At 63.3% G+C, this 24,339-nt stretch carries 27 protein-coding genes; 13 read left to right on the top strand and 14 right to left on the bottom strand.

What is annotated here, in order from left to right:
• Window positions 1-37: 37 nt before the first annotated feature.
• Window positions 38-976, bottom strand: a complete 939-nt coding sequence (locus ABD842_RS01730) for a cation diffusion facilitator family transporter (RefSeq protein WP_345109186.1) — start codon at window positions 974-976, stop codon at window positions 38-40.
• 54 nt (window positions 977-1,030) lie between these two features.
• Complete coding sequence (locus tag ABD842_RS01725; RefSeq protein WP_345109183.1) at window positions 1,031-1,963, bottom strand: cation diffusion facilitator family transporter; 933 nt, start codon at window positions 1,961-1,963, stop codon at window positions 1,031-1,033.
• Between the two features lie 96 nt (window positions 1,964-2,059).
• On the opposite strand from ABD842_RS01725, the gene ABD842_RS01720 reads away from it, so the two are divergent.
• From ABD842_RS01720 to ABD842_RS01710, 3 genes are all read left to right on the top strand, one after another.
• Entirely contained in the window at window positions 2,060-3,439 is a 1,380-nt protein-coding gene (locus ABD842_RS01720) for an APC family permease (protein ID WP_345109180.1), read from the top strand.
• A gap of 248 nt (window positions 3,440-3,687) precedes the next feature.
• Window positions 3,688-4,683, top strand: a complete 996-nt coding sequence (locus ABD842_RS01715; protein WP_345109177.1) for an NAD-dependent epimerase/dehydratase family protein — start codon at window positions 3,688-3,690, stop codon at window positions 4,681-4,683.
• 155 nt (window positions 4,684-4,838) lie between these two features.
• On the top strand, window positions 4,839-5,936 hold the full coding sequence (locus tag ABD842_RS01710; RefSeq protein WP_345109175.1) for a glycosyltransferase family 4 protein: 1,098 nt from the start codon (window positions 4,839-4,841) through the stop codon (window positions 5,934-5,936).
• Between the two features lie 187 nt (window positions 5,937-6,123).
• On the opposite strand, the gene ABD842_RS01705 is transcribed toward ABD842_RS01710, so the two are convergent.
• The 7 genes from ABD842_RS01705 to ABD842_RS01675 all read right to left on the bottom strand — a co-directional run bounded on the left by ABD842_RS01705 (window position 6,124) and on the right by ABD842_RS01675 (window position 12,347).
• Window positions 6,124-6,633 (bottom strand): GNAT family N-acetyltransferase, encoded by a 510-nt coding sequence (locus ABD842_RS01705; RefSeq protein WP_345109172.1) that lies wholly within the window; start codon window positions 6,631-6,633, stop codon window positions 6,124-6,126.
• Window positions 6,634-7,006: 373 nt separating this feature from the next.
• Entirely contained in the window at window positions 7,007-7,999 is a 993-nt protein-coding gene (gene hemB / locus ABD842_RS01700) for a porphobilinogen synthase (RefSeq protein ID WP_345109169.1), read from the bottom strand.
• A 133-nt stretch (window positions 8,000-8,132) separates the two neighbouring features.
• A complete protein-coding gene (locus ABD842_RS01695) occupies window positions 8,133-8,660 on the bottom strand; it encodes a hypothetical protein (RefSeq protein WP_345109165.1) in 528 nt (175 codons plus the stop codon).
• A gap of 162 nt (window positions 8,661-8,822) precedes the next feature.
• Entirely contained in the window at window positions 8,823-9,035 is a 213-nt protein-coding gene (locus tag ABD842_RS01690; protein ID WP_345109162.1) for a hypothetical protein, read from the bottom strand.
• Between the two features lie 242 nt (window positions 9,036-9,277).
• Window positions 9,278-10,534 carry an ornithine--oxo-acid transaminase gene (gene rocD / locus ABD842_RS01685; RefSeq protein ID WP_345109158.1) on the bottom strand — a complete coding sequence of 419 codons (1,257 nt, stop codon included), beginning with the start codon at window positions 10,532-10,534 and terminating at the stop codon, window positions 9,278-9,280.
• 80 nt (window positions 10,535-10,614) lie between these two features.
• Window positions 10,615-11,124, bottom strand: coding sequence for a DUF2314 domain-containing protein (locus ABD842_RS01680; protein ID WP_345109156.1), 510 nt, complete (start codon window positions 11,122-11,124; stop codon window positions 10,615-10,617).
• 74 nt (window positions 11,125-11,198) lie between these two features.
• Window positions 11,199-12,347 (bottom strand): acyltransferase family protein, encoded by a 1,149-nt coding sequence (locus ABD842_RS01675; protein ID WP_345109154.1) that lies wholly within the window; start codon window positions 12,345-12,347, stop codon window positions 11,199-11,201.
• Between the two features lie 161 nt (window positions 12,348-12,508).
• On the opposite strand from ABD842_RS01675, the gene ABD842_RS01670 reads away from it, so the two are divergent.
• The 9 genes from ABD842_RS01670 to ABD842_RS01630 all read left to right on the top strand — a co-directional run bounded on the left by ABD842_RS01670 (window position 12,509) and on the right by ABD842_RS01630 (window position 19,785).
• The gene (locus tag ABD842_RS01670; RefSeq protein WP_345109151.1) at window positions 12,509-12,664 is read left to right on the top strand and encodes a C1orf53 family protein; all 156 of its coding nucleotides are present in this window, start codon (window positions 12,509-12,511) and stop codon (window positions 12,662-12,664) included.
• Between the two features lie 332 nt (window positions 12,665-12,996).
• Entirely contained in the window at window positions 12,997-13,236 is a 240-nt protein-coding gene (gene rpmB, locus ABD842_RS01665; RefSeq protein ID WP_044015540.1) for a 50S ribosomal protein L28, read from the top strand.
• 342 nt (window positions 13,237-13,578) lie between these two features.
• Window positions 13,579-13,761, top strand: coding sequence for a 50S ribosomal protein L33 (rpmG, locus tag ABD842_RS01660; RefSeq protein WP_073105198.1), 183 nt, complete (start codon window positions 13,579-13,581; stop codon window positions 13,759-13,761).
• Window positions 13,762-13,768: 7 nt separating this feature from the next.
• The gene (locus ABD842_RS01655) at window positions 13,769-13,930 is read left to right on the top strand and encodes a DUF4295 domain-containing protein (protein ID WP_073105196.1); all 162 of its coding nucleotides are present in this window, start codon (window positions 13,769-13,771) and stop codon (window positions 13,928-13,930) included.
• A gap of 246 nt (window positions 13,931-14,176) precedes the next feature.
• Window positions 14,177-15,154, top strand: coding sequence for a signal recognition particle-docking protein FtsY (gene ftsY, locus ABD842_RS01650; protein ID WP_345109117.1), 978 nt, complete (start codon window positions 14,177-14,179; stop codon window positions 15,152-15,154).
• A gap of 244 nt (window positions 15,155-15,398) precedes the next feature.
• Window positions 15,399-16,715, top strand: a complete 1,317-nt coding sequence (gene rimO / locus ABD842_RS01645; protein ID WP_345109113.1) for a 30S ribosomal protein S12 methylthiotransferase RimO — start codon at window positions 15,399-15,401, stop codon at window positions 16,713-16,715.
• Window positions 16,716-16,912: 197 nt separating this feature from the next.
• A complete protein-coding gene (gene bshC, locus ABD842_RS01640) occupies window positions 16,913-18,505 on the top strand; it encodes a bacillithiol biosynthesis cysteine-adding enzyme BshC (RefSeq protein ID WP_345109111.1) in 1,593 nt (530 codons plus the stop codon).
• Between the two features lie 79 nt (window positions 18,506-18,584).
• Window positions 18,585-19,163, top strand: a complete 579-nt coding sequence (locus tag ABD842_RS01635; RefSeq protein ID WP_345109108.1) for a 5-formyltetrahydrofolate cyclo-ligase — start codon at window positions 18,585-18,587, stop codon at window positions 19,161-19,163.
• A 115-nt stretch (window positions 19,164-19,278) separates the two neighbouring features.
• The gene (locus ABD842_RS01630) at window positions 19,279-19,785 is read left to right on the top strand and encodes an ExbD/TolR family protein (protein WP_345109105.1); all 507 of its coding nucleotides are present in this window, start codon (window positions 19,279-19,281) and stop codon (window positions 19,783-19,785) included.
• 100 nt (window positions 19,786-19,885) lie between these two features.
• Here the strand turns inward: ABD842_RS01630 and ABD842_RS01625 are convergent, their stop codons facing one another.
• From ABD842_RS01625 to mnmC2, 4 genes are read right to left on the bottom strand one after another with little or no spacing between them, the layout of a single operon-like run.
• Window positions 19,886-20,413, bottom strand: a complete 528-nt coding sequence (locus tag ABD842_RS01625) for a GDYXXLXY domain-containing protein (RefSeq protein ID WP_345109102.1) — start codon at window positions 20,411-20,413, stop codon at window positions 19,886-19,888.
• 4 nt (window positions 20,414-20,417) lie between these two features.
• A complete protein-coding gene (locus ABD842_RS01620; protein ID WP_345109098.1) occupies window positions 20,418-21,632 on the bottom strand; it encodes a DUF2157 domain-containing protein in 1,215 nt (404 codons plus the stop codon).
• Window positions 21,633-21,667: 35 nt separating this feature from the next.
• Window positions 21,668-21,910 carry a hypothetical protein gene (locus tag ABD842_RS01615; protein ID WP_345109095.1) on the bottom strand — a complete coding sequence of 81 codons (243 nt, stop codon included), beginning with the start codon at window positions 21,908-21,910 and terminating at the stop codon, window positions 21,668-21,670.
• A gap of 34 nt (window positions 21,911-21,944) precedes the next feature.
• Window positions 21,945-22,619 (bottom strand): tRNA (5-methylaminomethyl-2-thiouridine)(34)-methyltransferase MnmC2, encoded by a 675-nt coding sequence (gene mnmC2, locus ABD842_RS01610; RefSeq protein ID WP_345109092.1) that lies wholly within the window; start codon window positions 22,617-22,619, stop codon window positions 21,945-21,947.
• A gap of 45 nt (window positions 22,620-22,664) precedes the next feature.
• On the opposite strand from mnmC2, the gene ABD842_RS01605 reads away from it, so the two are divergent.
• A complete protein-coding gene (locus ABD842_RS01605; protein ID WP_345109089.1) occupies window positions 22,665-23,147 on the top strand; it encodes a thioesterase family protein in 483 nt (160 codons plus the stop codon).
• A 14-nt stretch (window positions 23,148-23,161) separates the two neighbouring features.
• Here the strand turns inward: ABD842_RS01605 and moeB are convergent, their stop codons facing one another.
• The gene (gene moeB, locus ABD842_RS01600; protein ID WP_345109086.1) at window positions 23,162-24,253 is read right to left on the bottom strand and encodes a molybdopterin-synthase adenylyltransferase MoeB; all 1,092 of its coding nucleotides are present in this window, start codon (window positions 24,251-24,253) and stop codon (window positions 23,162-23,164) included.
• Window positions 24,254-24,339: the final 86 nt, after the last annotated feature.

Genomic DNA, 24,339 nt, shown 5'->3' with positions numbered 1-24,339 from the left:
GGTAGGCGGGGGTGGGAGAGTAGCAAGCGGAGCAGAATCAGCGGGCGGATTCGGTGTGCCGCTGCTTGTGGCCAATGGATTTGGCTTCGATGAAAATACGCTTAAACTCCGGATGCTTGGCCCGGATGGCATCCTGCAGCCGGTCCACGGCTTCCTCCACCTGCACGGCCGTCAGGTCACGCTTGAACTGCACGTCCAGGGCCAGCACCACGTCGGCCGGCCCCAGGTGGGAGGTCAGCGGCGTGCGGATGTGCTCCACGGCCGGCTCGGCCTGCGAAATAGCGTTGACGGAGGCCAGCGTTTCGGCATCCGCGCCCTCACCGATCAGCAGCCCCTTCGTCTTGTAGATCAGGAAGATGGCTACGGTCACCAGCAGGACGCCAATGCAGATCGAGGCGGCCCCGTCCAGGTAGGGGTTGTTGAGCAGGTGCCCGAAATATACCCCCGCCAGGGCAATGACCAGCCCGAATAGCGCGGCCAGGTCTTCCATCAGAATAGCAAACACCGCCGGGTCCTTGCTGCGGCCCAGGGTCGTCCAGAAGCCGGAGTCGCCGCGGCTCTTGTTGAATTCCTTGAACGCCAGGTAGCAGGAAATGCTTTCGAACACGAGCGAGAGGCCCAGCACCCAGTAGTTCCAGGTGGGGTCGGTGATGGGTGCAGGGTGCTTGAGGTGCTCGATGCCCTCGTAGAACGACATGCCGCCGCCCACCGAAAACACCAGCACAGCCACGATAAGGGCCCAGAAGTAGAGCTCCTTGCTGCGCCCGAACGGGTGGCGGGCGTCGGCGGGCTTTTCGGCCTGCTTCACCCCGTACAGGATCAGGCCGCCATTGCCGCTATCGACCAGGGAGTGAATGCCTTCGGACAGCATGGCCGAGCTGCCGGTGAAAAAGGCCGCCACAAACTTGGCAATGGCAATGGCAATATTGGCCCCGATGGCCCCGTAAATGGCAATTTTAGAAGAACCGGCAGACATGGAACAGGCGAAGGTGAAGCGTAAAGAAACGGGATGGCACGGACAAAAGCGCGGCTAGGAAGCAGTGCGGTGCTCGGGCGCAAACGACTCGGCTTCCACGAAGATGCGTTTGAACTCGGGGTGCTTGGCCCGAATGGCCCGCTCCAGGTGCAGTACCGCATCTTCCATCTGCTGGGCCGATAAATCTTTGCGAAAACGCACATCCAGAGCCAGAAAGGCGTCCTGGGGCCCAAGGTACATGGAAAGCGGCGGCTGAATGCCGGCCACGGCTGGCTCGGCGGCGGCCAGGGCCTGCAGACTGGCCAGCGTGGTGGCGTCTACGCCTTCGCCCACCAGCAGGCCCCGGGTTTCCTTGAGCATGAAGACGGCCATGCCAATCAGCAGTACGCCAATGGCCATGGAGGCGGCCCCATCGAGGTAGACATTACCGAGCAGATGCCCGAAAAACACGCCGGCCAGGGCAATAACCAGCCCGACCAGGGCGGCCAGGTCTTCGAGCAGAATGGCGTACACGGCCGGGTCGCGGCTGGCGCGCAGTGCCCGCCAGAAGCCGGCGTCGCCGCGCGTCTTGTTGAACTCGCGGAAGGCCAGGAAGCAGGCAATGCACTCGAAAGCCACCGACAGGCCCAGCACCCAGTAGTTCCAGGTGGGGTCGGAGAGGGGCGTAGGGGCCTGGATGTGTTGCCAGCCCTTGTAAAGCGACATGCCGCCGCCCACCGCGAAGATGAGCACGGCTACGATAACCGTCCAGAAGTACAGTTCCTTGCCGTAGCCAAAGGGGTGGGTGGCGTCGGCCGGCTGCTCGGCGCGTTTCAGCCCCCACAGGATCAGCACCCCATTGCCGCTATCCACCATTGAGTGGATGCCTTCGGAGAGCATGGCGGAGCTGCCGGTGAAAAAGGCGGCCACAAACTTGGCAACGGCAATGGCCAGATTAGCTCCGATGGCCCCGTACACGACTAGTTTTGAAGAAGAAGTTCCGGCCATAGAAAAGGGAGTTAGTTGCCCGTGGTACGGGCCTGGGCAAAGGGAAGTTGGCAGCGGGCATGGAACAATCGGCTTTTATCCGACTTTTACGCCCCTATGACCGACACCCCTACCGAAGCTGCCACGACCACGCCTACCGCCGCTCCGCTCCGCCGCAACCTGGGCCTGGTGCAGGCCACGGCCCTGAACATGATTGACATGGTCGGCATCGGCCCCTTCGTGACCCTGCCGCTGGTGATGGGCATGATGGGCCCCTACTTTCTGCTGGCCTGGCTGGTGGGCGCGGGCCTGGCCCTGGTCGACGGCCTGATCTGGAGTGAGCTGGGCGCGGCCCACCCCGAGGCCGGCGGCTCCTACCGGTTTCTGAAGCTGGCCTACGGCGAAAAGAAGTGGGGCCGGCTGATGTCGTTTCTCTACGTGTGGCAGACGCTGGTGCAAGCCCCGCTGGTGGTAGCCTCGGGCGCCATCGGCTTTGCCCAGTACTTCGGCTACCTTGTGCCCCTGACGGAATGGTGGCAGCCCAAACTGGTGTCGGGCATCGTGGTGCTGCTGCTCATTGCCCTGCTCTACCGCCGCATCGAGGACATCGGCAAGCTGGGCGTCATGCTGTGGGTGGGCGTGCTGGGCCTGATGGGCTGGCTGATTTTCGGCGGCCTCACCCACGCCGAGCATACCGTAGCCTGGCTGCCGGCAGGCGGCTTTTCGGCGCTGCCGGGCCTGCTGCTGTCGGCGGCCATGGGGCAGGCCGCCGTCAAGACCATCTATTCCTACCTGGGCTACTACAACGTGTGCCACCTGGGCGGCGAAATCAAGAATCCGCAGAAAGTCATTCCGCGCAGCATTTTCCTGAGCATTCTGGGCATTGCCGCGCTGTATCTGCTGCTCAACTGGAGCGTAGGCACCGTTATTCCCTGGCAGCAGGCCCAGCACTCCGAGTTTATCGTCAGCACCTTCGTCGAGAAGCTCTATGGGCCCCTGGCGGCACAGTGGGCCACGGCCCTGGTGCTGTGGGTGGCGTTTGCCTCCCTGTTTGCCGTGCTGCTGGGCTACTCCCGGATTCCCTACGCCGCCGCCGCCGACGGCGAGTTTCTGCCGCTGTTTGCCAAAACCCACCCTACCAAGCACTTCCCCCACGTGTCGCTGCTGATTCTGGGCGGCCTGGGCTTTGTGTTCAGCCTGCTCTTCCGCCTCGGCGAGGTCATCACCGCCATCCTGGCCATGCGGATTCTGGTGCAGTTCGTGGGGCAGGCCGTGGGGCTGGTGCTGCTGCGGCGTCGGCAAGGTACGGCCCACCTGCCCTTCCGCATGCCGCTCTACCCGCTGCCGGTGGTGCTGGCAGTGGTGGTGTGGCTGCTCGTGTTCTGGAGCACGGGCCCCACGTTTATGCTCTCCGGCCTCACCGTTATCGGCACCGGTATCCTCGTGTTTCTGCTGTGGAGCCGCCGCCGGCAGCAATGGCCGTTTGCCCGGAAATAGCCGGGTTTCGGTTGACTTTTAGCCTGGTAGCCCAAACGGCCGCTCCAGCCTTTTCCCGGGTGGGTTATCCACTTTCGTCAATTTATCCCGATATTTGCGGCAACTTAACCGGCTTCGGGCAGTATAGCTGCCCGACATGCTTTGGCCGGACTAAGCCCGTTTTCCGTAGGGAAAAGCACCGCGCCCAACTGGGGTGCCGCTTTCCGGCCGGGGCCGAATGCTGACTGACAACACTACTCATTTACTCAATGACGACTTCTCTCGTAACCGGTGGTGCCGGTTTTATTGGTGCTCACGTAGCCCGCGAACTGCTCAAACTCGGCCACAAAGTGGTCGTCCTCGACGACCTCAGCGGGGGCTTCGAGGAAAACGTGCCTACCGAAGCGACCTTCGTGAAGGCCTCGATCCTGGACCACGACCTGCTCAGCAAGCTGTTCGATGAGCACAAGTTCGACTACGTGTACCATCTGGCCGCCTACGCCGCCGAGGGCCTGAGTCACTTCATCCGCCGCTTCAACTATAACAACAACCTCGTCGGCAGCGTCAACCTCATCAACGAGGCCATCAAGCACAAGATCAAGTGCTTCGTGTTCACGTCGAGCATTGCCACCTACGGCGCCCTGGAGCCGCCGATGCGCGAAGACATGACGCCCCAGCCCGAAGACCCGTACGGCGTGGCCAAGTACGCCGTGGAGCTGGACCTGAAGTGCGCCCACGAGATGTTCGGCCTCGACTTCGTGATTTTCCGCCCCCACAACGTATACGGCGAGTACCAGAACCTTGGCGACCGGTACCGCAACGTGGTCGGTATCTTCATGAACCAGCTCATGCAGGGCAAGTCGCTGACCATCTTCGGCGACGGCGGGCAGAAGCGCGCCTTCAGCTACGTGGGCGACATTGCTCCCCACATTGCCAACTGCGTAAACGTGCCGGCCGCCTACGGTCAGGTCATCAACGTGGGGGCCGACCAGGAGTACACCGTGAACGAGCTGGCCACGACGGTCATGGAGAGCATGGGCCTCGAAGGCATGATCCGCCACGTGGATGCCCGCAACGAAGTCCAGATTGCCTGGGCCGACCACTCCAAGTCGCACCGCATCTTCGGTACCGACCGCGCCACCACCCTGCGCGAGGGCCTCGACCAGATGGTGGACTGGGCCAAGGAAACCGGCATCAAGAAAAGCAGCAAGTTCGAGAACATCGAAGTGATGGAGAAGCTGCCGCCCGTGTGGCTGGAAGACTGATCCTGACCTGCCTGAGCCTTTAAAATCGCTGTCATCCTGAGCAAAGCGAAGGACCTTATGGGATTAGAACGACCCGCGCTACAACGCATCGTTCAGCCGCAATAAGGTCCTTCGCTCTGCTCAGGATGACAGTTTTATAACCGACAGTTTTTGCCATGAAGCGAGTTCTTTTTGTTGCCATGCACCGGCCCGACCGGTCGCCGTCCCAGCGTTTCCGCTTCGAGCAGTACCTCGACTACCTGCGCCAGCACGGCTTCGAGTGCGAGTACTCCCACCTGATTTCGCCCGAGGACGACAAGGTGCTCTACAGCCCCGGCAACTACGTGGGCAAGCTCAGTATCTTTGTTAAGAGCAGCCTCAAGCGCCTGGGCAACGCCGTGAATGCCGGTAAGTACGACATCATCTTTATCCAGCGCGAGGCGTTCATGACGGGCACCACCTTCTTCGAGAAGCTGTTTGCCAACTCCCGCGCCAAGGTCGTGTTCGACTTCGACGACTCCATCTGGCTGCAGAACGTGTCGGCGGGCAACAAGATGCTGTCCTTCCTCAAGAATGCCGACAAGACCAAGGACATCATCAAGGTGTCGGACATGATCTTCGCCGGCAACGAGTACCTGGCCAACTACGCCCGGCAGTTCAACGGCAACGTGCGCATCGTGCCCACCACCATCGACACCGACGAGTACCACCGCATGGCCCTGCCGCCCCGCGACAAGGTGTGCGTGGGCTGGAGCGGCTCGTTTACCACCATCGAGCACTTCGAAACCTCCCTGCCCGCCCTGCGCAAGGTAAAGCAGCTCTACGGCGACAAGGTCTACTTCAAGGTTATCGGCGACGGCACCTACCGCAACGCCGAACTGGACATTGTGGGCCTGCCCTGGAAGAAGGACACCGAAATCAAGGACCTCTCCGAAATCGACGTGGGCATCATGCCCCTGCCCGATACCGAGTGGGCCAAGGGCAAGTGCGGGCTGAAGGGCCTGCAGTACATGGCCCTCGAAATTGCCACCATCATGTCGCCGGTGGGCGTCAACTCCGACATCATCCAGGACGGCGTCAACGGCTTCCTGGCCGACGGCGTGGACGAGTGGGTCGACAAGATCGGCCAGCTGATCAAGGACAAGGAAAAGCGCGAGGAAATGGGCCGTCAGGGCCGCAAAACCGTGCTCGACCAGTTCTCCGTCCTCTCCGAGCGGGACCATTACGTGGAGCTCTTCACCGAGCTGACCACCCCGGAAGCCGTGACGAAGTAACGCGTTTGCCATCCTGAACGGAGCAACGCGGAGTGAAGGACCTTCCTCTGCTTTCCCGGAGGCGGTATTACATGAGCAAAGCCCTTTACCGTTGCGGCGGTAAAGGGCTTTGTGCGTTGAAAAGACTTTACAGAGACGCAGAGGAAAGTCCTTCGCAAGCGGACGCCAGGTAAGGATGACAGCCGGTTTAGTCCGCCAGCCGCTTCTCGTAGCAGAAAAACCGCAGGCCGGGCCGGAACGCCAGCGTTATTTCGCCCGCAAAGCGGTAGCCCAGCTTCGGAAACAGCCGCTGGGTGGCCGCGTTTTCGGAGTTGGTATCCACCCGCAGCACGCGCAGGCCCTGCTGCCGGGCCAGCACTTCGGCCTGCTCCAGCAAAGCCGCCGCCAGCCCGTGGCCCTGCTGGGCGGGGTCCACGGCGAGGCGGTGGGTGACCAGGGCGGGCTCGGCGTAGTCCCAGTCGGCCTGGGCGTACTCGGGGTCCTGGGCGTTGTGGGTGAGGGCGGCCACGGCCGCTACGTGGCCTTCGCGCTCCGCCACCCAGAGGTGGCCCTGGCTGATGTCGTGCCGGAAAACCTCTTCGTTGGGGTAGTCCAGGGTCCACTGCCGGTTGCCGGCGGCCTGCATCAGCGGCACCACCCGGCGCACCAGATCCAGAATGGCGGGCAGATCGGCGGCGGTGGCGGAGCGGAGATGCATGGGCAAGGCAGTACTAGAAGGCAGAAAGGAGCGTGGCAAAGATAGGCCGGCGTTGAAAGACCCAACCGACCCCTTCGGAACGCTTCGGTCGAGGTTCGGAAGGGGACGGTCGGGGTTCCGAGGTGGTCAGTCGGAGTTCGGAAGGGATACCTACCACTTCCGAACCAGGCGGGTGAGGCTCAGAAGGGAGGCTGTTGTCTTCCGAACCTATCCAGGCAGCTTCCGAACCCAGGCATCGGGGTTCCGAACTCACCCGAACGCCTTCCGAACCCATTCAGGTGCCTTCGGAAGGTACGGAAGCGGCTAAAAAAAACCTCCCCGCTCCGGCCGGAACCAGCAGCGGGGAGGCTGTTAGGGGACGGGAAAGCCGGCGTTACCCGCGGCGCAGCACGGCAGCGGCTTCCTTGGCGAAGTAGGTCAGGATGGCGTCGGCCCCGGCGCGCTTGATGCTGGTCAGTACTTCCATCATGGTCTTCTCGCCGTCGAGCCAGCCGTTCCGGGCGGCGGCCTTCACCATGGCGTACTCGCCCGAGACGTTGTAAGCCGTCACGGGCAGGTTGGTGTGGTTCTTCACGTCCAGGATCACGTCGAGGTAGCTCAGGGCGGGCTTTACCATCACCATGTCGGCGCCTTCGGCTTCATCCAGGGCCAGCTCGCGCAGGGCTTCGCGGCGGTTGGCGGGGTTCATCTGGTAGCTTTTCTTATCCCCGCGTTTGGGGGCCGAGTCCAGCGCGTCGCGGAAGGGGCCGTAGAAGGCCGAGGCGTACTTGGCGGTGTAGCTCATGATGCTCACGTGGCCGAAAGCGTTCTGGTCGAGCACCTCCCGGATCCAGGCCACGCGGCCGTCCATCATGTCGGAAGGCCCGATGATGTCGGCGCCGGCCCGGGCCTGGGCCAGGGCCATCTGGCCCAGCACTTCCAGCGAGGCGTCGTTGAGAATCTCGCCCGACTCGGCATCCACCACGCCGTCGTGGCCGTCGGAGGAGTAGGGGTCCATGGCCACGTCGGTCATCAGCACCACGTCGGGAAACTGCCGCTTGATGTCGGCTATCGTCTTCAGGTACAGCCCCTCGGGGTTGGCCGATTCCTTGGCCAGCCGATCCTTCAGCGCGTCGTTGATGGCCGGAAACGGGGCGAAGGTATGGATGCCCAGCTCCACGCAGCGCCCGATTTCGTCGATGAGGCGGTCGGCGGTGAAGCGGTGAATGCCCGGCATCGAGTGGATTTCGAGCTGCTGGTTCTGGCCCTCAATCAGGAAGAGCGGGTAGATGAAGTCGTGGGTGGTCAGGCGGGTTTCCTGCACCATGTCGCGGATAACCTGGGACTTGCGGTTGCGGCGCGGGCGGTGCGTAGGGAGCTGAGGCATAGGAGGCTTTCAGGGGATAAGACAAAGAAGAACAACCGGGGCAAAGGTAAGGTTGCGGACGCCCCTGGAGTGCCGAGCCGCGGGCGGGCAAAGATAACGGCTGTAGCCCTACCGGTCGCCGGGTGGCCGAAAGCTACAGATTGAAGAACTCCTGGAACACTTCCCGCCAGCCGTGCTGCCCGCCGAAAGCCAGTCCCAGAAAGTAGTAGCCGCCCAGCACCAGGGCCGCGCCTACGCCCAGCCCCAGCCAGCCGCCCAGCAGGATACCGCCCACCACGCCGCCCGCTACCAGCAGCGCGGCCAGCACAAAATGCCGGGTCTGGTGCTCAAGGCCATCGTCGGCGGGCCGGGCGGCCGGTGGCCGGGGCTGCGTTTTCCGGCTGCGCCGGGCCGCCGCTTCGCGGTGGCCCGCGGGCCGCTTCAGCAGGCGCCACCCGGCTGGTCGCGGGGCCGGGGATGCTGCCGGCGCTTCAGCCCTACTGAGTCGGACCGGGTGCCCTGCGCCCGGAATGCCCGCAGGCGGCACAGGAGCCGGCACCGTTGCTACGACCAACGGCGCCGGCGTGCCGGCGGGGGAAAAGTCAAACGCCACTTTTTCGCTGCGGCAGCCGGTTGTCAGGAGTAGGGAGGCCAGCAGCAGGCGGCCCGGAAAGGTATACATGCCTAAAAGTAAACCGACTTTCGGCGGCATGGAAATCGGCGGGGGGGCAGCGCGCAAAAACGCCGCGTCCGGCCCCAAAAGGCAGAAGCGCGGCGCTGGGCAATACGCGTGTGAAAAGAGCGGAAAGGCGCCGAACCAGTCAGGGCGCCCCCAAAGGTAAGGCTATTGCTGGCGAAACACGGCCGCCTCGGCCGCCGTCAGCGTGACCCGGGTAGCCTGCGGGCCCTGCGAGTCGTGGAGCAGTACTTCCTGCGTAGCGGCCTCCGCACCGGCCGGCTGCGGCGGAGTGCCCAGGACCAGCCGGGAGGTTTGACAGCTGGTGAATAGGGAAATAATGCCAAAAAACAAAGACAGGCGGCGCAGCATGGCGTTCATAACAAGGTGATTAGGTTGCAAAGCTACAGCCTGATCCTTGCTTTCGTTTCTTTTATTCGGCTAATGCCGCCTTTTGCCGTTCCAACCGGACAATTTCCTGGACCAACCCCCTGCGGACTACAGTACTGTTGGCGGCAGTTGGGGCTACCGCCGGGCTACCGCCGGGCTACCGCCGGGCTACCGCCGGGCTACCGCCGGGCTGGGCTGTTCCGGAGTAGAGCAGCCCGGCCCGGCGGCTTGGGTTAGAATGCCAGAATCACCTGTTCGATGATGTCGCAGGCCTCGTGCATCTGCTCCTCGGTAATCACCAGGGGCGGGGCAAAGCGGATAATGTCGCCGTGGGTGGGCTTAGCCAGCAGGCCGCGCTCCATCAGCGTCACGCACACATCCCAGGCCGTGCGGCCGTCCTCGGCCGGCTTGATGACGACAGCGTTGAGCAGGCCCTTGCCGCGCACCAGCGTCACCACCTCGGGGCGCTTGGCCATTACCCGGCGCATCCGCTCCCGGAATACTTCGCCCAGCGCCCGGGAATTGCTGATCAGGTGCTCGTCGTGAAGTACGTCGAGCGCGGCGCGCATTACGGCGCAGGCCAGCGGGTTCCCACCGAAGGTGGAGCCGTGCTGCCCGGGCTGAATGGTGAGCATCACCTCGTCGCGCGCCAGCACCGCCGATACCGGCAGCACCCCGCCGCTCAAGGCCTTGCCCAGCACCAGAATATCGGCGTGCACTCCTTCGTAGCAGCAGGCCAGCAGCTGGCCGGTGCGGCCCAGGCCGGTCTGAATCTCGTCAGCAATGAAGAGCACCTTATGCTCCTGGCACAGCGCAAAAGCCTTGGCCAGGTAGCCTTCGGAAGGCACCATCACGCCCGCCTCCCCCTGAATGGGCTCAACCAGGAAGGCGCACACGTGCGGGTCCTGCAGCGCTTCGGCCAGGGCTTCGAGGTTGTCGTAGGGTACCACCTGGTAGCCGGGCATGTAGGGGCCGAAGCCGCCGGTGCTGTCGCCGTCGGTGCTGAAGGATATGATGCCGGTGGTGCGGCCGTGGAAGTTGTGCTCGGCCACCAGGATGCGGGCCTGGTTGGGGGCAATGCCTTTTTCCTGGTAGCCCCACTTGCGGGCCAGCTTCAGGGCCGTTTCCACGGCTTCGGCGCCGGAGTTCATCAGCAGGGCCTTGTCGTAGTTGAACAGCTCGCAGAGCTGTTTCTCGGCGGCGCCGAGCTGGTCGTTAAAAAAGGCGCGGGAGGTCAGCGTCAGCTTCTGGGCCTGCTCCACCATGGCCCCGACGATGCGGGGGTGGCAGTGGCCCTGGTTGACGGCCGAGTAAGCCGAGAGAAAGTCGTAGTAGCGCTTGCCCTCTACGTCCCACAGGAACACGCCCTCGCCGCGGTTGAGCACCACGGGCAGCGGGTGGTAGTTGTGGGCGCCATAGCGGTCTTCGAGGGCCATCAGCTCCTGGCTGCGGCTGGCGGTGTCGGTGGGGTGGGGGGACGTAGCGTGCATAAGGCAAAAGCAGGGTTTAAGCCGGATAGGGGCAACTGCCTCAAAAATACGGAAAAAGGGCGGGAAGAGGCCGCCGGGGCTCAGCGCTCCAGCGCGTCAAGGCGGTTCTGAATATCGAGGAACTTGCCCACGTAGTTGCCCTCCTCGAAGCCATTGGCCCGGATCAGGGTCCAGTCGAGCACGGCTTTGGTGGTGAATTCGATTTCCTGGCCCGTAGTGTAGCTGGTCACCGTTTCCAGCTTGTTGGCAATGGTGCCCTGCACGTAGGCGCCTTCCCACTGTTTCACCAGCACGAATACCTGCTCAAACCGGCCGTCGGGGTCCACAAGGCGGGTGGTCAGAAAGAACGTCTCGCCCGGCTTCAGCCCGGCCTGGTAGCGCTGCTGAGCCTGGGGCAAAGTGCGCAAGGCTTCCTGGACCGGCGCGGCAATCAGCTGATCAAACAGCAACAGCGACTGGGCCGGGTCCACGGAAACTGCGTCGGCCGGCGCGGCCACGACGGCGGGCGCGGCGGGCAGCGGCTGCTGGGCCCGGGCCGCGGCCGAAGCCAGCAGCAGCAAAACAAGGCGTACAGCGGAGCGAAGAAGCATGGCGAAAAGCGAAGCGGGGCCAAACGGCCGGTAGCCGTAAGATACTGGAAACGCTGGATTTGGTTTTCCGGCTGCTACACGGCCGCCCGGACGGAAGCCACGGGCGCCGGCATCTTTTCCAGCCTTTTTATCAGCCGCCGGCTCAGGGCCATGCCCGGCTGCTCGATGAGATGGTAGGTGAGCGTAGCCACTGCCAGGTCCAGCCCCAGCAGCGTAAGGTAGCGCAGCGCGTAGTTGGCCAGCCCCGGGGCCAGCTCAGGGGCCAGGATAAAGTCTGCGAGGCCAAACTGCTCCATAAGCCGGAGCACGGCCAGGTGGGTGAGGTACATGCTGTAGCTGATTTTGCCTACGTACTCGGTAAACGGGTTGACCAGCCCGCGCACCGGATGCTGGGCCAGCGCGTACGTGAGCAGCACGAACACAGCCCCAAAGCAGAGGTAGTTGGGCACCAGCGTATCCAGCGTGAACCGCGCCAGCAGCAGTCCTCCCGTCAGCAGCAACAGCCCGGCCCGCGCCGGGTCGGGCGCCGCGGCCAGTGCCGGTGGGGCAGCCCGCAGCAGGAAGTACAGCACGATGCCCATGGCAAAGACCGGCAGCTGGATGGGAAAAGACAGGAACAGGTAGTTGTGCCACAGGTCGGTTTCCGGAATCAGGGGGTAGCGGCTGAGCAGGGCATAGCAGCCCACGGCCACCAGCGTGGTCAGCACTGCCAGCCCGACGGCCCGGCGCAGGGTAGTGATGGTGACAAACAGCAGCGGCAGCAGCAGGTAAAAGCTCATTTCCACCGCAATGGACCAGCCGCCCGGGACGATGCTGTTCATCCAGCGCGGGTTCCAGCCGTTGGTAAACGTGGCCGTGGCCAGCAGCTGGGTACCGGTGATACCCGGCTGGTTGCCCAGCCAGTAGCGCGGCCCCCAGCCTTCCTGCCACAGAAAGTACAGCATTGCGCAGTAAAACAGCGGCGCAATGCGGAAGAAGCGCCGCAGGAAGAAGTTGAGCGTAGGCCGCTGCTCCTGGGTGGTCCGATTGCGCATCGAGAGGTAGAGCGTCAGAGCGCTGAGCACGTAGAACAGCTGCACCCCGCGCGCGCCCTGCTGCACCACGGCGGCAAAAACCGGGTGCGTTGGTGTGTTGACGCCCACCAGCGCGCAGTGCACCAGCAGCACTGCCAGCACGGCAATCCCGCGCAGGGCGTCGATGTAAGCGTACTTCTTCGGTTCCATAGATCAGGAAGTAGGAAAGGTGGGGTATTGAATCATTCAATACTCTTAAAATAAGAATGAATATAATTATTTATTTAAGTAATGGCGCCAAGGTCCTGTAGAAACCGCAACTTTATGCCTACTCCTGCTCATCAGCAGCCGACTGCGTATCTTGCGGCCGTATGGCCGTCAAACCGCAAGCCCTCCAGCCCGGCGATTTTTACCTCACGCCCGAAGGCTTCATGGTCTTCACCGAGCAGTACCATCTGCGGCGCGGCTCCTGCTGCAGAAGCGGCTGCCGTCACTGTCCGTGGCCGCCGCCCAAGCCCAAGAAGTAAGCTGCCGGAGGTCACAGCTCGTTTTTTCAAAGCCGGCGCGGCAGAGCTGGCTTGGTGCGCTCATGCCGGGCCCCTGGGTAGGCTGGCGGCGCCCTGCCGGCTGCTGCGGGCCGAGCAGCCGATCCTCTGAATAGAGGCAATAGCGCGCTGCTTTTGCGCTGGCCGGGGCCGATACGAGAGTGAGCCCGGCCGGGCCACCCCGCTAATTTCGGCTGATTGGGCAGCTTCGGGAAGCTAACCCGCTATTTTTCAGCCTTCCGGTTTGGTATTACCGGAGTTATACCGATATTTGCGTCCCTTTTTGCATTGAAACCTCTAAGTCCCCCGATATCATGGCCCGAGTTTGTGATTTGACCGGCAAGCGTACCCGCGTAGGTAACAACGTTTCGCACGCCAACAACAAGACGAAGCGTAAATTCTACCCCAACCTGCAGAAGAAGCGCTTCTACATCCCGGAAGAGGATGCCTGGGTTACCCTGAAAGTGGCAACCAGCACCATCCGCACCATCAACAAGAACGGCATCATGTCGGTCCTGAAGAAGGCCAAGGAGCAGGGCTTCATCGTTTACTAGCTTTTCGGCGGAGGCCCCTCGGGTTTCCGTCAGGAATACTGCGCCGCCGGTCGGCCGCTGCTTCCTGAATTTTCCGGCAACGGAGTAGGCTGCGCCCGAAAGCTGCTGCCTGCTCCGTTGTTATTTTGTCTTTTGGTTTCGGCCGTGCCATTGTTGGGCGGCTAAACCAGGAGGTGCAGGTGGTTTTGCGAATCAGCTCATGTTCGTGAGCATAAAACCAGCCCTGGACCATGAAAAAAGGGTTGAAGTCACAAAACTTCCCGCTTCATTGTCTTGACCGCTTGGTGATTCCGAAAACACTTGTACCTTTGCAGTCCTTAATCCAAAAACCCCCAAGTCGAGATGGCTAAGAAAGGAAACCGGGTGCAGGTAATCCTCGAGTGCACCGAGCACAAAAACTCGGGTCAGCCGGGCACCTCGCGCTACATTACCACCAAGAACCGCAAAAACACGCCTGAGCGTATTGAGTTGAAGAAATTCAACGCGGTGCTGCGTAAAATGACCGTTCACAAGGAAATTAAGTAACTGAACGATGGCTAAGAAAGTAGTAGCAACCCTGAAAGTAGCAGGCGGCAAAGACTGGGCAAAGGTCATCCGCGCTGTAAAGTCGCCCAAAACCGGTGCCTACACGTTCCGCGAGGAAATGGTGCCCGTTGATAAAGTGCAGGAATTCATTGCCTCGGGCACGAAGTAATTCCGCGCCCCTTCGGGTGGCGTACCGCATACCGTGAAGAAGTCCCGCCAGCGTGGGACTTTTTTGCGTGTCAGGCCTTTTGGGAGCTTGGGGTCTTAGGGTCTTGGGGTCTTGGATTGGCGGCGGGGCACCACATTGCCGGCCAGCACCCTAACTTGTCAACCGTTTACCTGGCTTACGTTACCGCTGGGGATGGCGCAGCCCGCTCAACCAAGTCCCCAAGACCCCAAGACCCCAAGACCCCATATGGGACTTTTCGATTTTTTCAAGAAGGACAAGGAAAGCAAGGAGCAGCAGGCGTCGCTGGATAAAGGGCTGGAGAAGTCGAAAACCAGCTTTTTTGACCAGCTCAGCAAGGCCGTGGTCGGCAAGTCGACCGTGGACGAAGCCGTGCTCGACGACCTGGAAACGCTGCTCGTGCACGCCGACGTCGGCATCGACACGACCGTGAAAGTCATCGACCGCATCGAGAAGCGCGTGGCCCGCGACAAGTACGTGAGCACCGCGGACCTGGACCGCATCCTGCGTGAGGAAATCGTGGAGCTGCTCGACGCCAACAGCGGCGCCACCGGCTCCCGAGCTATCCTCGACCGCGCCGACCGCCCCGGCCAGCCCTTCGTGATTATGGTGGTTGGCGTGAATGGGGTGGGTAAAACCACCACCATCGGCAAGCTGGCCCACCGTTTCCACTCGGCCGGCAAGAAAGTCGTGCTCGGTGCCGCCGACACCTTCCGCGCCGCCGCCGTCGATCAGCTCATCATCTGGGGGCAGCGCGTGGGTGTACCCGTTATTTCGCACGGCATGAATACCGACCCCGCCGCCGTAGCCTTCGATGCCATGCAGAAAGGGCTGGAAATGGGGGCCGACGTGGTCATCATCGACACGGCCGGCCGCCTGCACAACAAGGTGAATCTGATGAACGAGTTGAGCAAAATCAAGCGCGTGATGCAGAAGGTGATTCCCGACGCCCCCCACGAAGTCTTGCTCGTGCTCGACGGCAGCACCGGGCAGAATGCCTTTCTGCAGGCCAAGGAGTTTACCAAAGCCACCGAAGTAACGGCCCTGGCCGTCACCAAGCTCGACGGCACAGCTAAGGGCGGCGTGGTTATCGGCATCTCCGACCAGCTCAGCATCCCGGTGCGCTACATCGGCGTGGGCGAGAAGATGACCGACCTGCAGCTGTTCGACCGGCACACGTTCGTCAACTCGCTGTTTAAGAAGTAGCCCGGCCGGAAAGACTACCCGAAGCCCGGCCCGCCGAACCTGCCCCGGTTTAGTGGGCCGGGCTTTGTGCGGCGTGTGAAGCCGGGGCTGGTCCGGGCCCGGGCATGTTAGGACTAAAGGAACATTCACAGTAGGAAAAGGCGTTGGCTCCTGCGTACCTTTGCGCTCCAATTTACGTCGCGGCCACCGCGGGCAAGCTTCTCACTTCTAAGAAATTGCCCGCTTCGCCGCCTACCTCCTTCGCATGAAAGTAAGAAGCCAGCTGGCTAATAAAGTCAACGTAATCACCCTGGGCTGCTCCAAGAATCTGGTGGACTCGGAAGTGCTGATGGGCCAGCTCAAGGCCAACAGCTTCGACGTGACCCACGAGGCCGATACGTCGGACGCCAACATCGTGATTATCAATACCTGCGGCTTTATTGACAACGCCAAGCAGGAAAGCATCGACACCATTCTGCGCTACGCCGAGGAAAAGGATGCCGGCCGCCTGGAAAAGCTCTACGTGACGGGCTGCCTGTCGCAGCGCTACAAGGACGACCTGGAGGCGGAGATTCCGCAGGTCGATGCCTTCTTCGGCACGCTGGAAATGCCCCAGCTGCTCAAGACGCTCGAAGCCAACTACATGCACGAGCTGGTGGGCGAGCGGATGCTGACCACGCCCCGCCACTTTGCCTACTTCAAGATTGCCGAGGGCTGCAACCGGCCCTGCTCGTTCTGCGCCATCCCGCTGATGCGCGGCAAGCACGTCGACCGGCCCATCGAAGACCTGGTGAAGGAAGCCAAGCGCCTGGCCGCCCAGGGTACCAAGGAGCTGATTCTGATTGCCCAGGATCTGACCTACTACGGCCTGCAGCACTACGGCGAGCGGAAGCTGGCCGATTTGCTCCGCAACCTGTCCGACGTGAACGGCATCGACTGGATCCGGATGCAGTACGCCTACCCCTCGCAGTTTCCGATGGACGCGCTGGACGTAATGGTGGAGCGCTCCAACATCTGCCACTACCTGGACATGCCGCTGCAGCACATTTCGGATAACATGCTCAAGACCATGCGCCGCGGCATCAGCAAGCGCCGCACGGTGGAGCTGGTGGATACGATCCGGCAGCGCGTGCCCGATATTGCTTTGCGCACTACGCTCATTGCCGGCCACCCCGGCGAAACCGAGCAGGACTTCAACGAGCTCTACGACTTCGTGGAGCAGACCCGCTTCGAGCGGCTGGGCATCTTCACCTACTCCCACGAGGAAAGCACCCACTCCTACAGCCTGGAAGACAGCGTGCCGGCCGAGCTGAAGCAGGAGCGCGCCGACCGCATCATGGAGCTGCAGCAGGGCATCTCGATGGAGCTCAACGAGGAGAAAGTGGGCCAGACCTACAAGGTGCTCTTTGACCGCAAGGAAAGCGGCTACTTCGTGGGCCGCACCGAGTACGACTCCCCGGAAGTGGACAACGAGGTGCTGGTGCCCGCGACGCCCGACACCCACGTGCGGCTCGGCGACTTCGCCACGGTCCAGATTACCGACGCCTCGGACTTCGATTTGTACGGCACGCTGGTGCAGTAATCAATGCCAGAAAAGTATTCCGACGGCCGGCTTTCGTGAGGAAGCCGGCCGTTTTGATGGCAATGGCCCGGGCGGTGGCCGGCCGGGCGCCGTATAAAGCCGTCGGGTATCTAACAATCCCCCCGGTGCCCTGTTGAGCCAGTCATTCGGGACCTATGCCGTTATTTGTGCCCACCCCCGACTGCTTTCCCCCTCGTATGCCCCTGCACCACCTCAGCTACGCCGCTACCGGCGCTTTCTCGCCATTCCTGGCAGACTACGTAGCCCGGCGCCCCGAATTGGCCCCCTTTTACCACCGCTTTCCGGCTCTGGAGGAATTTGCGGCGCAGCTGGAGGAGAAAAAAGCTTCTTACCAGCCCGCCGCCCGGCAGCGGCTGGTGGCGGCCCTGCGCGAGCAGTACGCCCGGGTCCAAAATGTAAATCCGGCCGTGGGGGCCAATATCGACCTGCTCGAAAAAGACTCCACGTTTACCGTCGTGACCGGGCACCAGCTCAACCTGTTCACCGGGCCGCTGTACTTCGTCTACAAGATTGCCTCGGCGGTGAAGCTGTGCCGGCAGCTCAAGGAAAAATACCCGCACTACGACTTCGTGCCCGTGTACTGGATGGCGACCGAAGACCACGATTTCGCCGAAATCAACCACTTCCAGCTCTTCAACAAGCGCTACGCCTGGGATGCGGCCGAAACCGGCGGCCCCGTCGGCCGGCTGAAGCTCGACGGCCTGGCCGGGCAGCTGCTCGACCAGCTGCCGGCCGACATTCCCGCCGCTTTTCAGGAGGCCTACCGGCAGTCGGCCACCCTGACTGAAGCCACCCAGCGCCTCACCCACCAGCTGTTCGGCGAGTTTGGTTTGGTCAGCCTCGATGCCGACCAGCCCCAGCTCAAGCAGGCCTTGGTGTCGGTGCTGGAGCGCGAAATCACCGAGCAGGCCTCCAACCAGGCCGTGCAGGCCACCAACATCCGGCTCGAAGCCATCGGCTACAAGCCCCAGGTGTATTCGCGGCCGCTGAACCTGTTTTTCCTGACCGATGCCGGCAAGCGGGAGCGGCTGGAGCCCGACCCCGAGGCCGACTGCGTGCAGATAACCATCCGCAACACCAACCACTGCCACACCCAGGACGAGCTGCTGGCCCTGGCCCGGCAGCACCCCGAGCAGTTCAGCCCCAACGTGGTGCTGCGCCCGCTCTACCAGGAGTTGCTGCTGCCCAACCTCTGCTACATCGGCGGCGGGGCCGAGGTGGCGTACTGGTTTCAGCTCAAGCAGGTGTTCGACACTTATGGTGTGCCCTTCCCGATCGTGCTGCTGCGCAACTCAGCCCTGTACCTGGGCAAGGCCAACGCGGGCAAGCTGCGCAAGCTGGGCCTTAGTCCGACGGATATCTTCAAGCCGCTGGCCGAGCTCAAAAAGCAGGTGGGCGCCACGCTGGGGCAGGAGGAAGTTAGTCTGGCCGCCCAGCAAAAGACCATGGCCGCGGCGTTCCAGGAAATTGCGGACCTGGCCCAGCGCCTCGACCCGACGCTGGTGAAAACCGTAGCCGCCGAGCAGCAGAAGGTGGCCGGCGGCGTGGCCGGCCTGGAAAAGCGCCTCAGCAAAGCCGCCGAAGCCAAGCACGAAACTGCCTACTCCCAGCTCACGGCCCTCAAGGATCGGCTCTTCCCCGGCGGCGAGCTGCAGGAGCGCGCCGACAATGTGCTCAGCATTCTGATCAACAACCCCGAATTCCTGCGGCAGCTGGTAGCGGCCTTTGAGCCGCTGGCCCTGGAGTTTACGGTGCTGGAAGAGGAGTAAACTGGTTCTTGGGTGGTGGTTTTTGGTTTTTAGCCCCGATTGATCACACTGACAATGAGTAACTACTAACCCGAAACCCATGAAAAAGGCTGAGCTGCGTCAGAGGGCACTTTCTCACCGGCGGCAGCTGTCGGCCGAGGCGGTGGCGCAGGGCAGCGCCGCGCTGGGCCGGCAGCTGTTCGGCAGCTTTGCCGTGGCCGACTGGCAGTGGCTGCACGTGTTTCTGCCCATCGAGCGGCAGCACGAGCCCGCACTGTGGCCGATCATCCAGGAAATCTGGCGGCAGCAGCTGCCGGTACGCCTGGCCGTGCCCGTGGTGCAGACCGATGGCCACACGCTGCGGCATTTCGAGCTTACGCCCGACACGGAGCTGGTTCCGAACCGCTGGGGCATTCCGGAACCGCTAAACGCCGCCGAGGTAGCGCCGGCCGCCCTCGACGCGGTGCTCATTCCGCTGCTGGCCTTCGACGAGCAAGGGCATCGCGTGGGCTATGGCAAGGGCTTCTACGACCGTTTTCTGGCTCAGTGCCGCCCCGACGCCTTGCGCATTGGCGTGAGCCTGGAGCCGCCCGTGTTGGCTATTGAGGATGTGTGGGCCGGCGACGTACGCCTGCACGCCTGCCTGACGCCGGAGCGGGTGTGGCACTTTGATAAGTAGCTGACGCCGCCTGCCGCAATTGCCGCCCGCCGCAATTGCCGGCCGCGGACAATACCGGCTGCCGCGGTAGCGTTGCCCGAATACACAATCGTATTCACCTAACCCCAGCAACGTTATGGCCATGCTTTCAAATGCTCCCGCCGCCAAGGGCTCCAAGCCCCGGGCCCACAGAAAGGCTTTCCACCTCGACGTGACCCCGATGGTGGACCTGGCCTTTCTGCTGCTGACCTTCTTCATGCTCACCACCACCTTCAACAAGCCCACCGTGCTGCAGGTAGCCATGCCCGACGCCAAAGGACCCCGGACGACGGTGCCGCCGAGCGGGGCTCTGACGCTGCTGCTGGGCAAAAACCACCAGGTGCACTACTTCGTTGGCCTGAATCCGGGCGCCGACGCCAGCCGGCTGCATACCACCACCTTTGCCGCCGGCGGCCTGCGGCAGGTGCTGCTGAAATTCCGCCAAAATCCTGCTGGCATGGTGCTCATCAAGCCCAGCAACGCTGCCACCTACCAAAGTATGGTAGACGCCCTGGACGAAATGAACATCACCGGCCAGCAGAAATACGCGCTGGTCGACCTGGACCAGGCCGACCAGCGGCTGCTGGCTACCCACCGGCTGTAGAACCGCTCCCGCTGCAGACAGCGCAGACTGGATAGTTGGCGCTGAGTCCAGGTGGCTTTCTGCCCGGGCCCGATCCGACCCATGGGTATGGTTGCCCGGGTTAGTTATCTGGTTTTACCTCCGTGATGCGGGCCTGTCCCCAGGGCGCGATGCTGACCTGTACCAGCAGGGAAGGCCGCTTTTCCAGCGCGCGCCCCAGGCCTTCGGGCACGTAGTAGCGCTCCAGCCCGTAGCGCAGGCGCAGGCCGTGCCGCCAGCTGTTGGTCACCCAGCCGCGCAGAATCACCTGCCGGGGCTCGATGGGCGGGGCCGCCACGTACACGCCCAGCGCCTCATAGGCCCCGCCGGCGGGCTGCAGCACCACGTACACCGGCTCGTTGGCTTTGGCCCCGCGGCCCGGCTCCCGCCACAGCCGGATCGGCAGCTGGCTGATGGTGTAGGTGAGGCGCACGTAGTCGCCGTAGAGCAGGTCGCGCGGGTCGACCGGAGTGGTGCGCAGCCTGATGGTGCGGCCCCAGGCGGTGGTGGCATAGCCGGCCGCTGCCACGCCGAGGATAAACAGAATCTGCACGGCTACGGCTAGTAGCACGAGCCGGTGGCGGCGGACGAGAGGCAGGGGAGTAGCCATGCTGCTATTCCGGTTTTGGGGGCAGGGCGGCCTTGGTCGTGCGCCGCAGATACCAGCTCAAACCCAGCAGCAGGGCGCCGCCGCAAAGGAAAAACAGCGACTTATCCATGAAAGCCCAGGTCAGCTTGAAGTAGGCGGCCATCGTGGTCAGGATGAAAAGGGTGATGCCCAGCGTTACCCGGTCGGGGTTATTTTCCTGCTGGGCCCGCCACAGCACCGCCCCCGAGTAGGCGTAGAGCACCACCAGCGTAGCCACGGCCAGGGCCAGCCCGCTGGGCAGATAAAACCCGGGAACCAGCAGCAGCCAGTCGGTGAGGCTGCCCAGCCGGCCCCGGGCGCGCTTGCCGGCCACCGACCCCACTAGCACCGCCAGCAGCGCGCCTAGATACGCCAGAAACGGCGGCCGCAGCAAGCCGGCGTAGGTATCGGTTTCGCCGTAGAGGGCCAGCCCGAAGGCAAACAGAAAGGCGGCAACCAGGGGCGGCGCCTGCAGGGCGCGGCCCGCCGGCCGGTCCTGCTGCCAGTCGCCGACGGCGTAAACCAGCATGGCCGGAATAAAGAACCAGGTGACTTTGGCGTGCAGGAAGCTAATCAGCAGCCCCGCCTGCCACAGGATGCCGGTGGCCAGGATGGTACCCAGCACGGCGTCGGGCCGCCGCCACCAGTACCAGCCCAGCCCCAGCACGGTGAGGGCGGCCGTGAGGTAGCTGAAGCCGCTGAGCTGCCCGGTGCTGTAGGCCTGCACAATGCCGCCGATGGCCACGGTGAGGGCAAACAGAAAGCGGCTTTGATAAAGAAACGTAAGCGCCGTGCCCGCTGCGGCCCAGGCCAGCAGCCCCGTCACGTCGTAGCCGATGAGCTGGTACAGCTGGCTGGTGAGGACAATACCGACGCCGAACAGAATCAGCCCCAGCCCCACCAAGCCGATGCCGAGCGAGTCGTTGCCGCCGCGGCGCAGGAAGTACTCGCCGGCGGCATAGGCCCCACTCATCGCGCCCAGCAGCAACCCCAGGCGGACCAGCTCGGGCAGGCCCTGCCAGTTGGCGGCAATCAGGCTGAGCGCGCTCAGTCCCACCAGCAGGGAGCCCAGCAGCGGCAGCAGGCCCACCACGCGGCCCTCATCGGGGTAGAGCGCCAGCAACTGCTGCTGCTGCCCGGGGGTAATAATGCCCTGCGCGACCCATTGGGGGCCTTCCGTTTCCAGTAGCTTCCGACTCATAATCAGGCTCAACTTACGTAGAAAGGCGCAAACGCTCAGTTGGGGCTGACCTGCTGGTACCACTGCACCGCCGTGGCGCGGTACCAGTCGGAGTGGGGCGAGGTGCAGCCGCAGCGCAGGCATTGGGTGGTAAGCCACTGGTGCCGGCAGCGCGGGCAGCGGCCGGCGGTATCGAACGTGTGCCAGGCGTGGCCGCAGCTACACTGCCAGTCTTGTTCGGCGCCGGTGGGCTCCCAGCTGCACTGGGGGCAGGCAATGATAGCTTTGGGAGCAGGCATGCGCAAAAAAAGCGGAGTGGTAGGTGAGCGGCTTTTACTTGCGGGCCCGGGTCATTTCGCGCTTGCCCACGGGACCGGCCAGCTTTTCCACGTGCCAGCCGGCGGCTTTCAGGCTGCGGCGGAAGCTGCCTTTGGCGCAGTAACTCACCAGCACGCCGCCGGGGGCCGTGGCTTGGTAGAGCTGGGCGAATACCTCGTCGGTCCACATATCGGGCTGCTTTTCGGGGGCAAAGGCGTCGAAGTAGATGACGTTGTAGGTTTCCTCCGTCAGCGGCGTATCCTGCAGGGCGCCGGGGATTTTGTGCAGGGCAAAGCGCGTGGTCAGGGCCACGGGCACCGACCACGCCGCCGCGTGCAGCTGCTGCTGGTAGTCGAGCAGCTCCGGGTTCAGCAGGTAGCGCTCCGCGCCCAGCTGGCCGATAACGGCTTTGGACAACGGGTTTTTCTCAATGGTGTCGTAGAAGATGGGCTGCTCGGCGGTGAGGCTGCGCTGCAGGGTGAGCAGGGCGTTCAGGCCGGTGCCAAACCCGACTTCGAGCACCCACAGCGGTACGTTGCTACGGGTGAGCATGGGCTCCAGGCCGGCCTGCAGGTACACGTGCCGGGCCTCCTGCACCGCGCCGTGCATGGAATGGTAGTGCTCATCCAGGGCGGGAACGTACAGGGTACTCGAACCGTCGCCGGTGGTGCGAACTTCTACTTCAATCATAGCGGCTGGTTTTCAAGAATGAGGAACAGGCACTTTCCTGCGGGAATGGTTAAGATACGAGGCTTCCTCCAACAAGTAAACATTCCGGCCATGGCCCGCATAAAAATCCTGCTGCCCCACACCTTCGCCCTCACCATCCAGCTGCCCGTGCGCATCACCGATCTGAACTACGGCGGCCACCTCGGCAACGACGCGCTGCTGAGCCTGCTGCACGAGGCCCGGGTGCAGTTTCTGCGCCACCTGGGCCTGCAGGAAGTCGATCCGGCCACCGGCCTGGGCACCATCATGGCCGACGTGGCCATCGAGTACAAAGGCGAAGCCTTCTACGGCGACGTGCTCCAGGTGCAGCTGGCTGCCACCGAGCTGCACAAGTACGGCTTCGACGTGGTGTACTGGGTGAAAAACCAGGTGGACAAAGAAATTGCGCGCGCCAAAACCGGCATGCTGCTCTTCGACTACAACACCCGCAAGCTGCGCGTTATGGAGCCGGCCGTAGCCGGGCAGCTGGGCCGGGAAGCCCGGCCGTAGCTGCCCGGCACGCCTCAGAAATCGGCTAGGCCGTTCTGCAGGGAGTACACCGGCCCAAAGCCGTGGTCGAGCAGCAGCCGGGCCGCTTTTTTGCTGCGGATACCGCTGGCGCAATGCACCACGATGGGCACGCCGGGCGGCAGCTCCGCCAGACTGGCCGCCAGCTGGCCCAGCGGAATCAGGCGGCCGCCGATGCTGCGGGCGGCGTGCTCGTGGGGCTCGCGCACGTCCAGCAGCAGCAGAGGCTCGTGGGCCAGCAGGCGGCGCTTGAGTTCGGCGGCCGGCATTTCGGCCACCGCCGTTGCAGCGGGCTGGTCGTCGCCGCAGAAGGCCGCGTAGTCGATCAGGCCGGGCAGCTGGCGGTTGGCGGGCACCAGCGCGAAGCGGATGGTCTGGAAGCGCATGGCCAGCGCGTCGAGCAGCAGCAGCCGCCCCCGCAGCACCTCCCCGATGCCGGTCAGGATCTTGAGCGTTTCGGTGGCCTGCAGCGTGCCGATAATGCCAGGCAGTACGCCCAGCACGCCGATTTCGGAGCAGTTGGGCGCTTCGCCGGGCGTGGGTGGGGTCGGGTACAGGCAGCGGTAGGTGGGGCCCTGCTGGTAGTTGAACACCGACACCTGGCCCTCAAACTTGAAGATGGCCCCGAACACCAGCGGCTTATCCAGCAGCACGCAGGCATCATTCACGAGGTAGCGGGTGGCGAAGTTGTCGGAGCAGTCCACCACCACGTCGTAGGCGGCAAACAGCGGCAGGGCATTGGCCGCCGCGAGCTGGAGCTGGTGGACCAGTACGGTGATAAACGGATTCTGGGCCCGCAGCTTCTCGGCGGCTACCAGGGCTTTGGGCCGGCCCACGTCGGCGGTGGAATAGAGCACCTGCCGCTGCAGGTTGGACTCGTCCACGGTGTCGTAGTCGAGCAGGCCCAGGGTGCCCACGCCGGCGGCGGCCAGGTACTGCAGCACCGGGCAGCCCAGGCCCCCGCAGCCCACCACCAGCACCCGGGTCGCCTTGAGCTGCTGCTGCCCCGCTAAGCCGATTTCGGGCAGCAGCAGGTGGCGGCTGTAGCGCTTATGCTCCTCGGGGAGTAGTTCGTCGGTGGGGCTCATGGGGCAGAAATAAGGGCGGCGGTGGCCGGGATTTACAAAGCTACGCCCGCAGATGTTTCGGCCCGAAGCCGGCCGCCGCCGAAACC

It is taken from the genome of Hymenobacter algoricola, assembly GCF_039539525.1.
GTDB classification, from domain to species: Bacteria; Bacteroidota; Bacteroidia; order Cytophagales; family Hymenobacteraceae; genus Hymenobacter; species Hymenobacter algoricola.
This window is presented reverse-complemented; position numbering and strand designations above follow the sequence as displayed.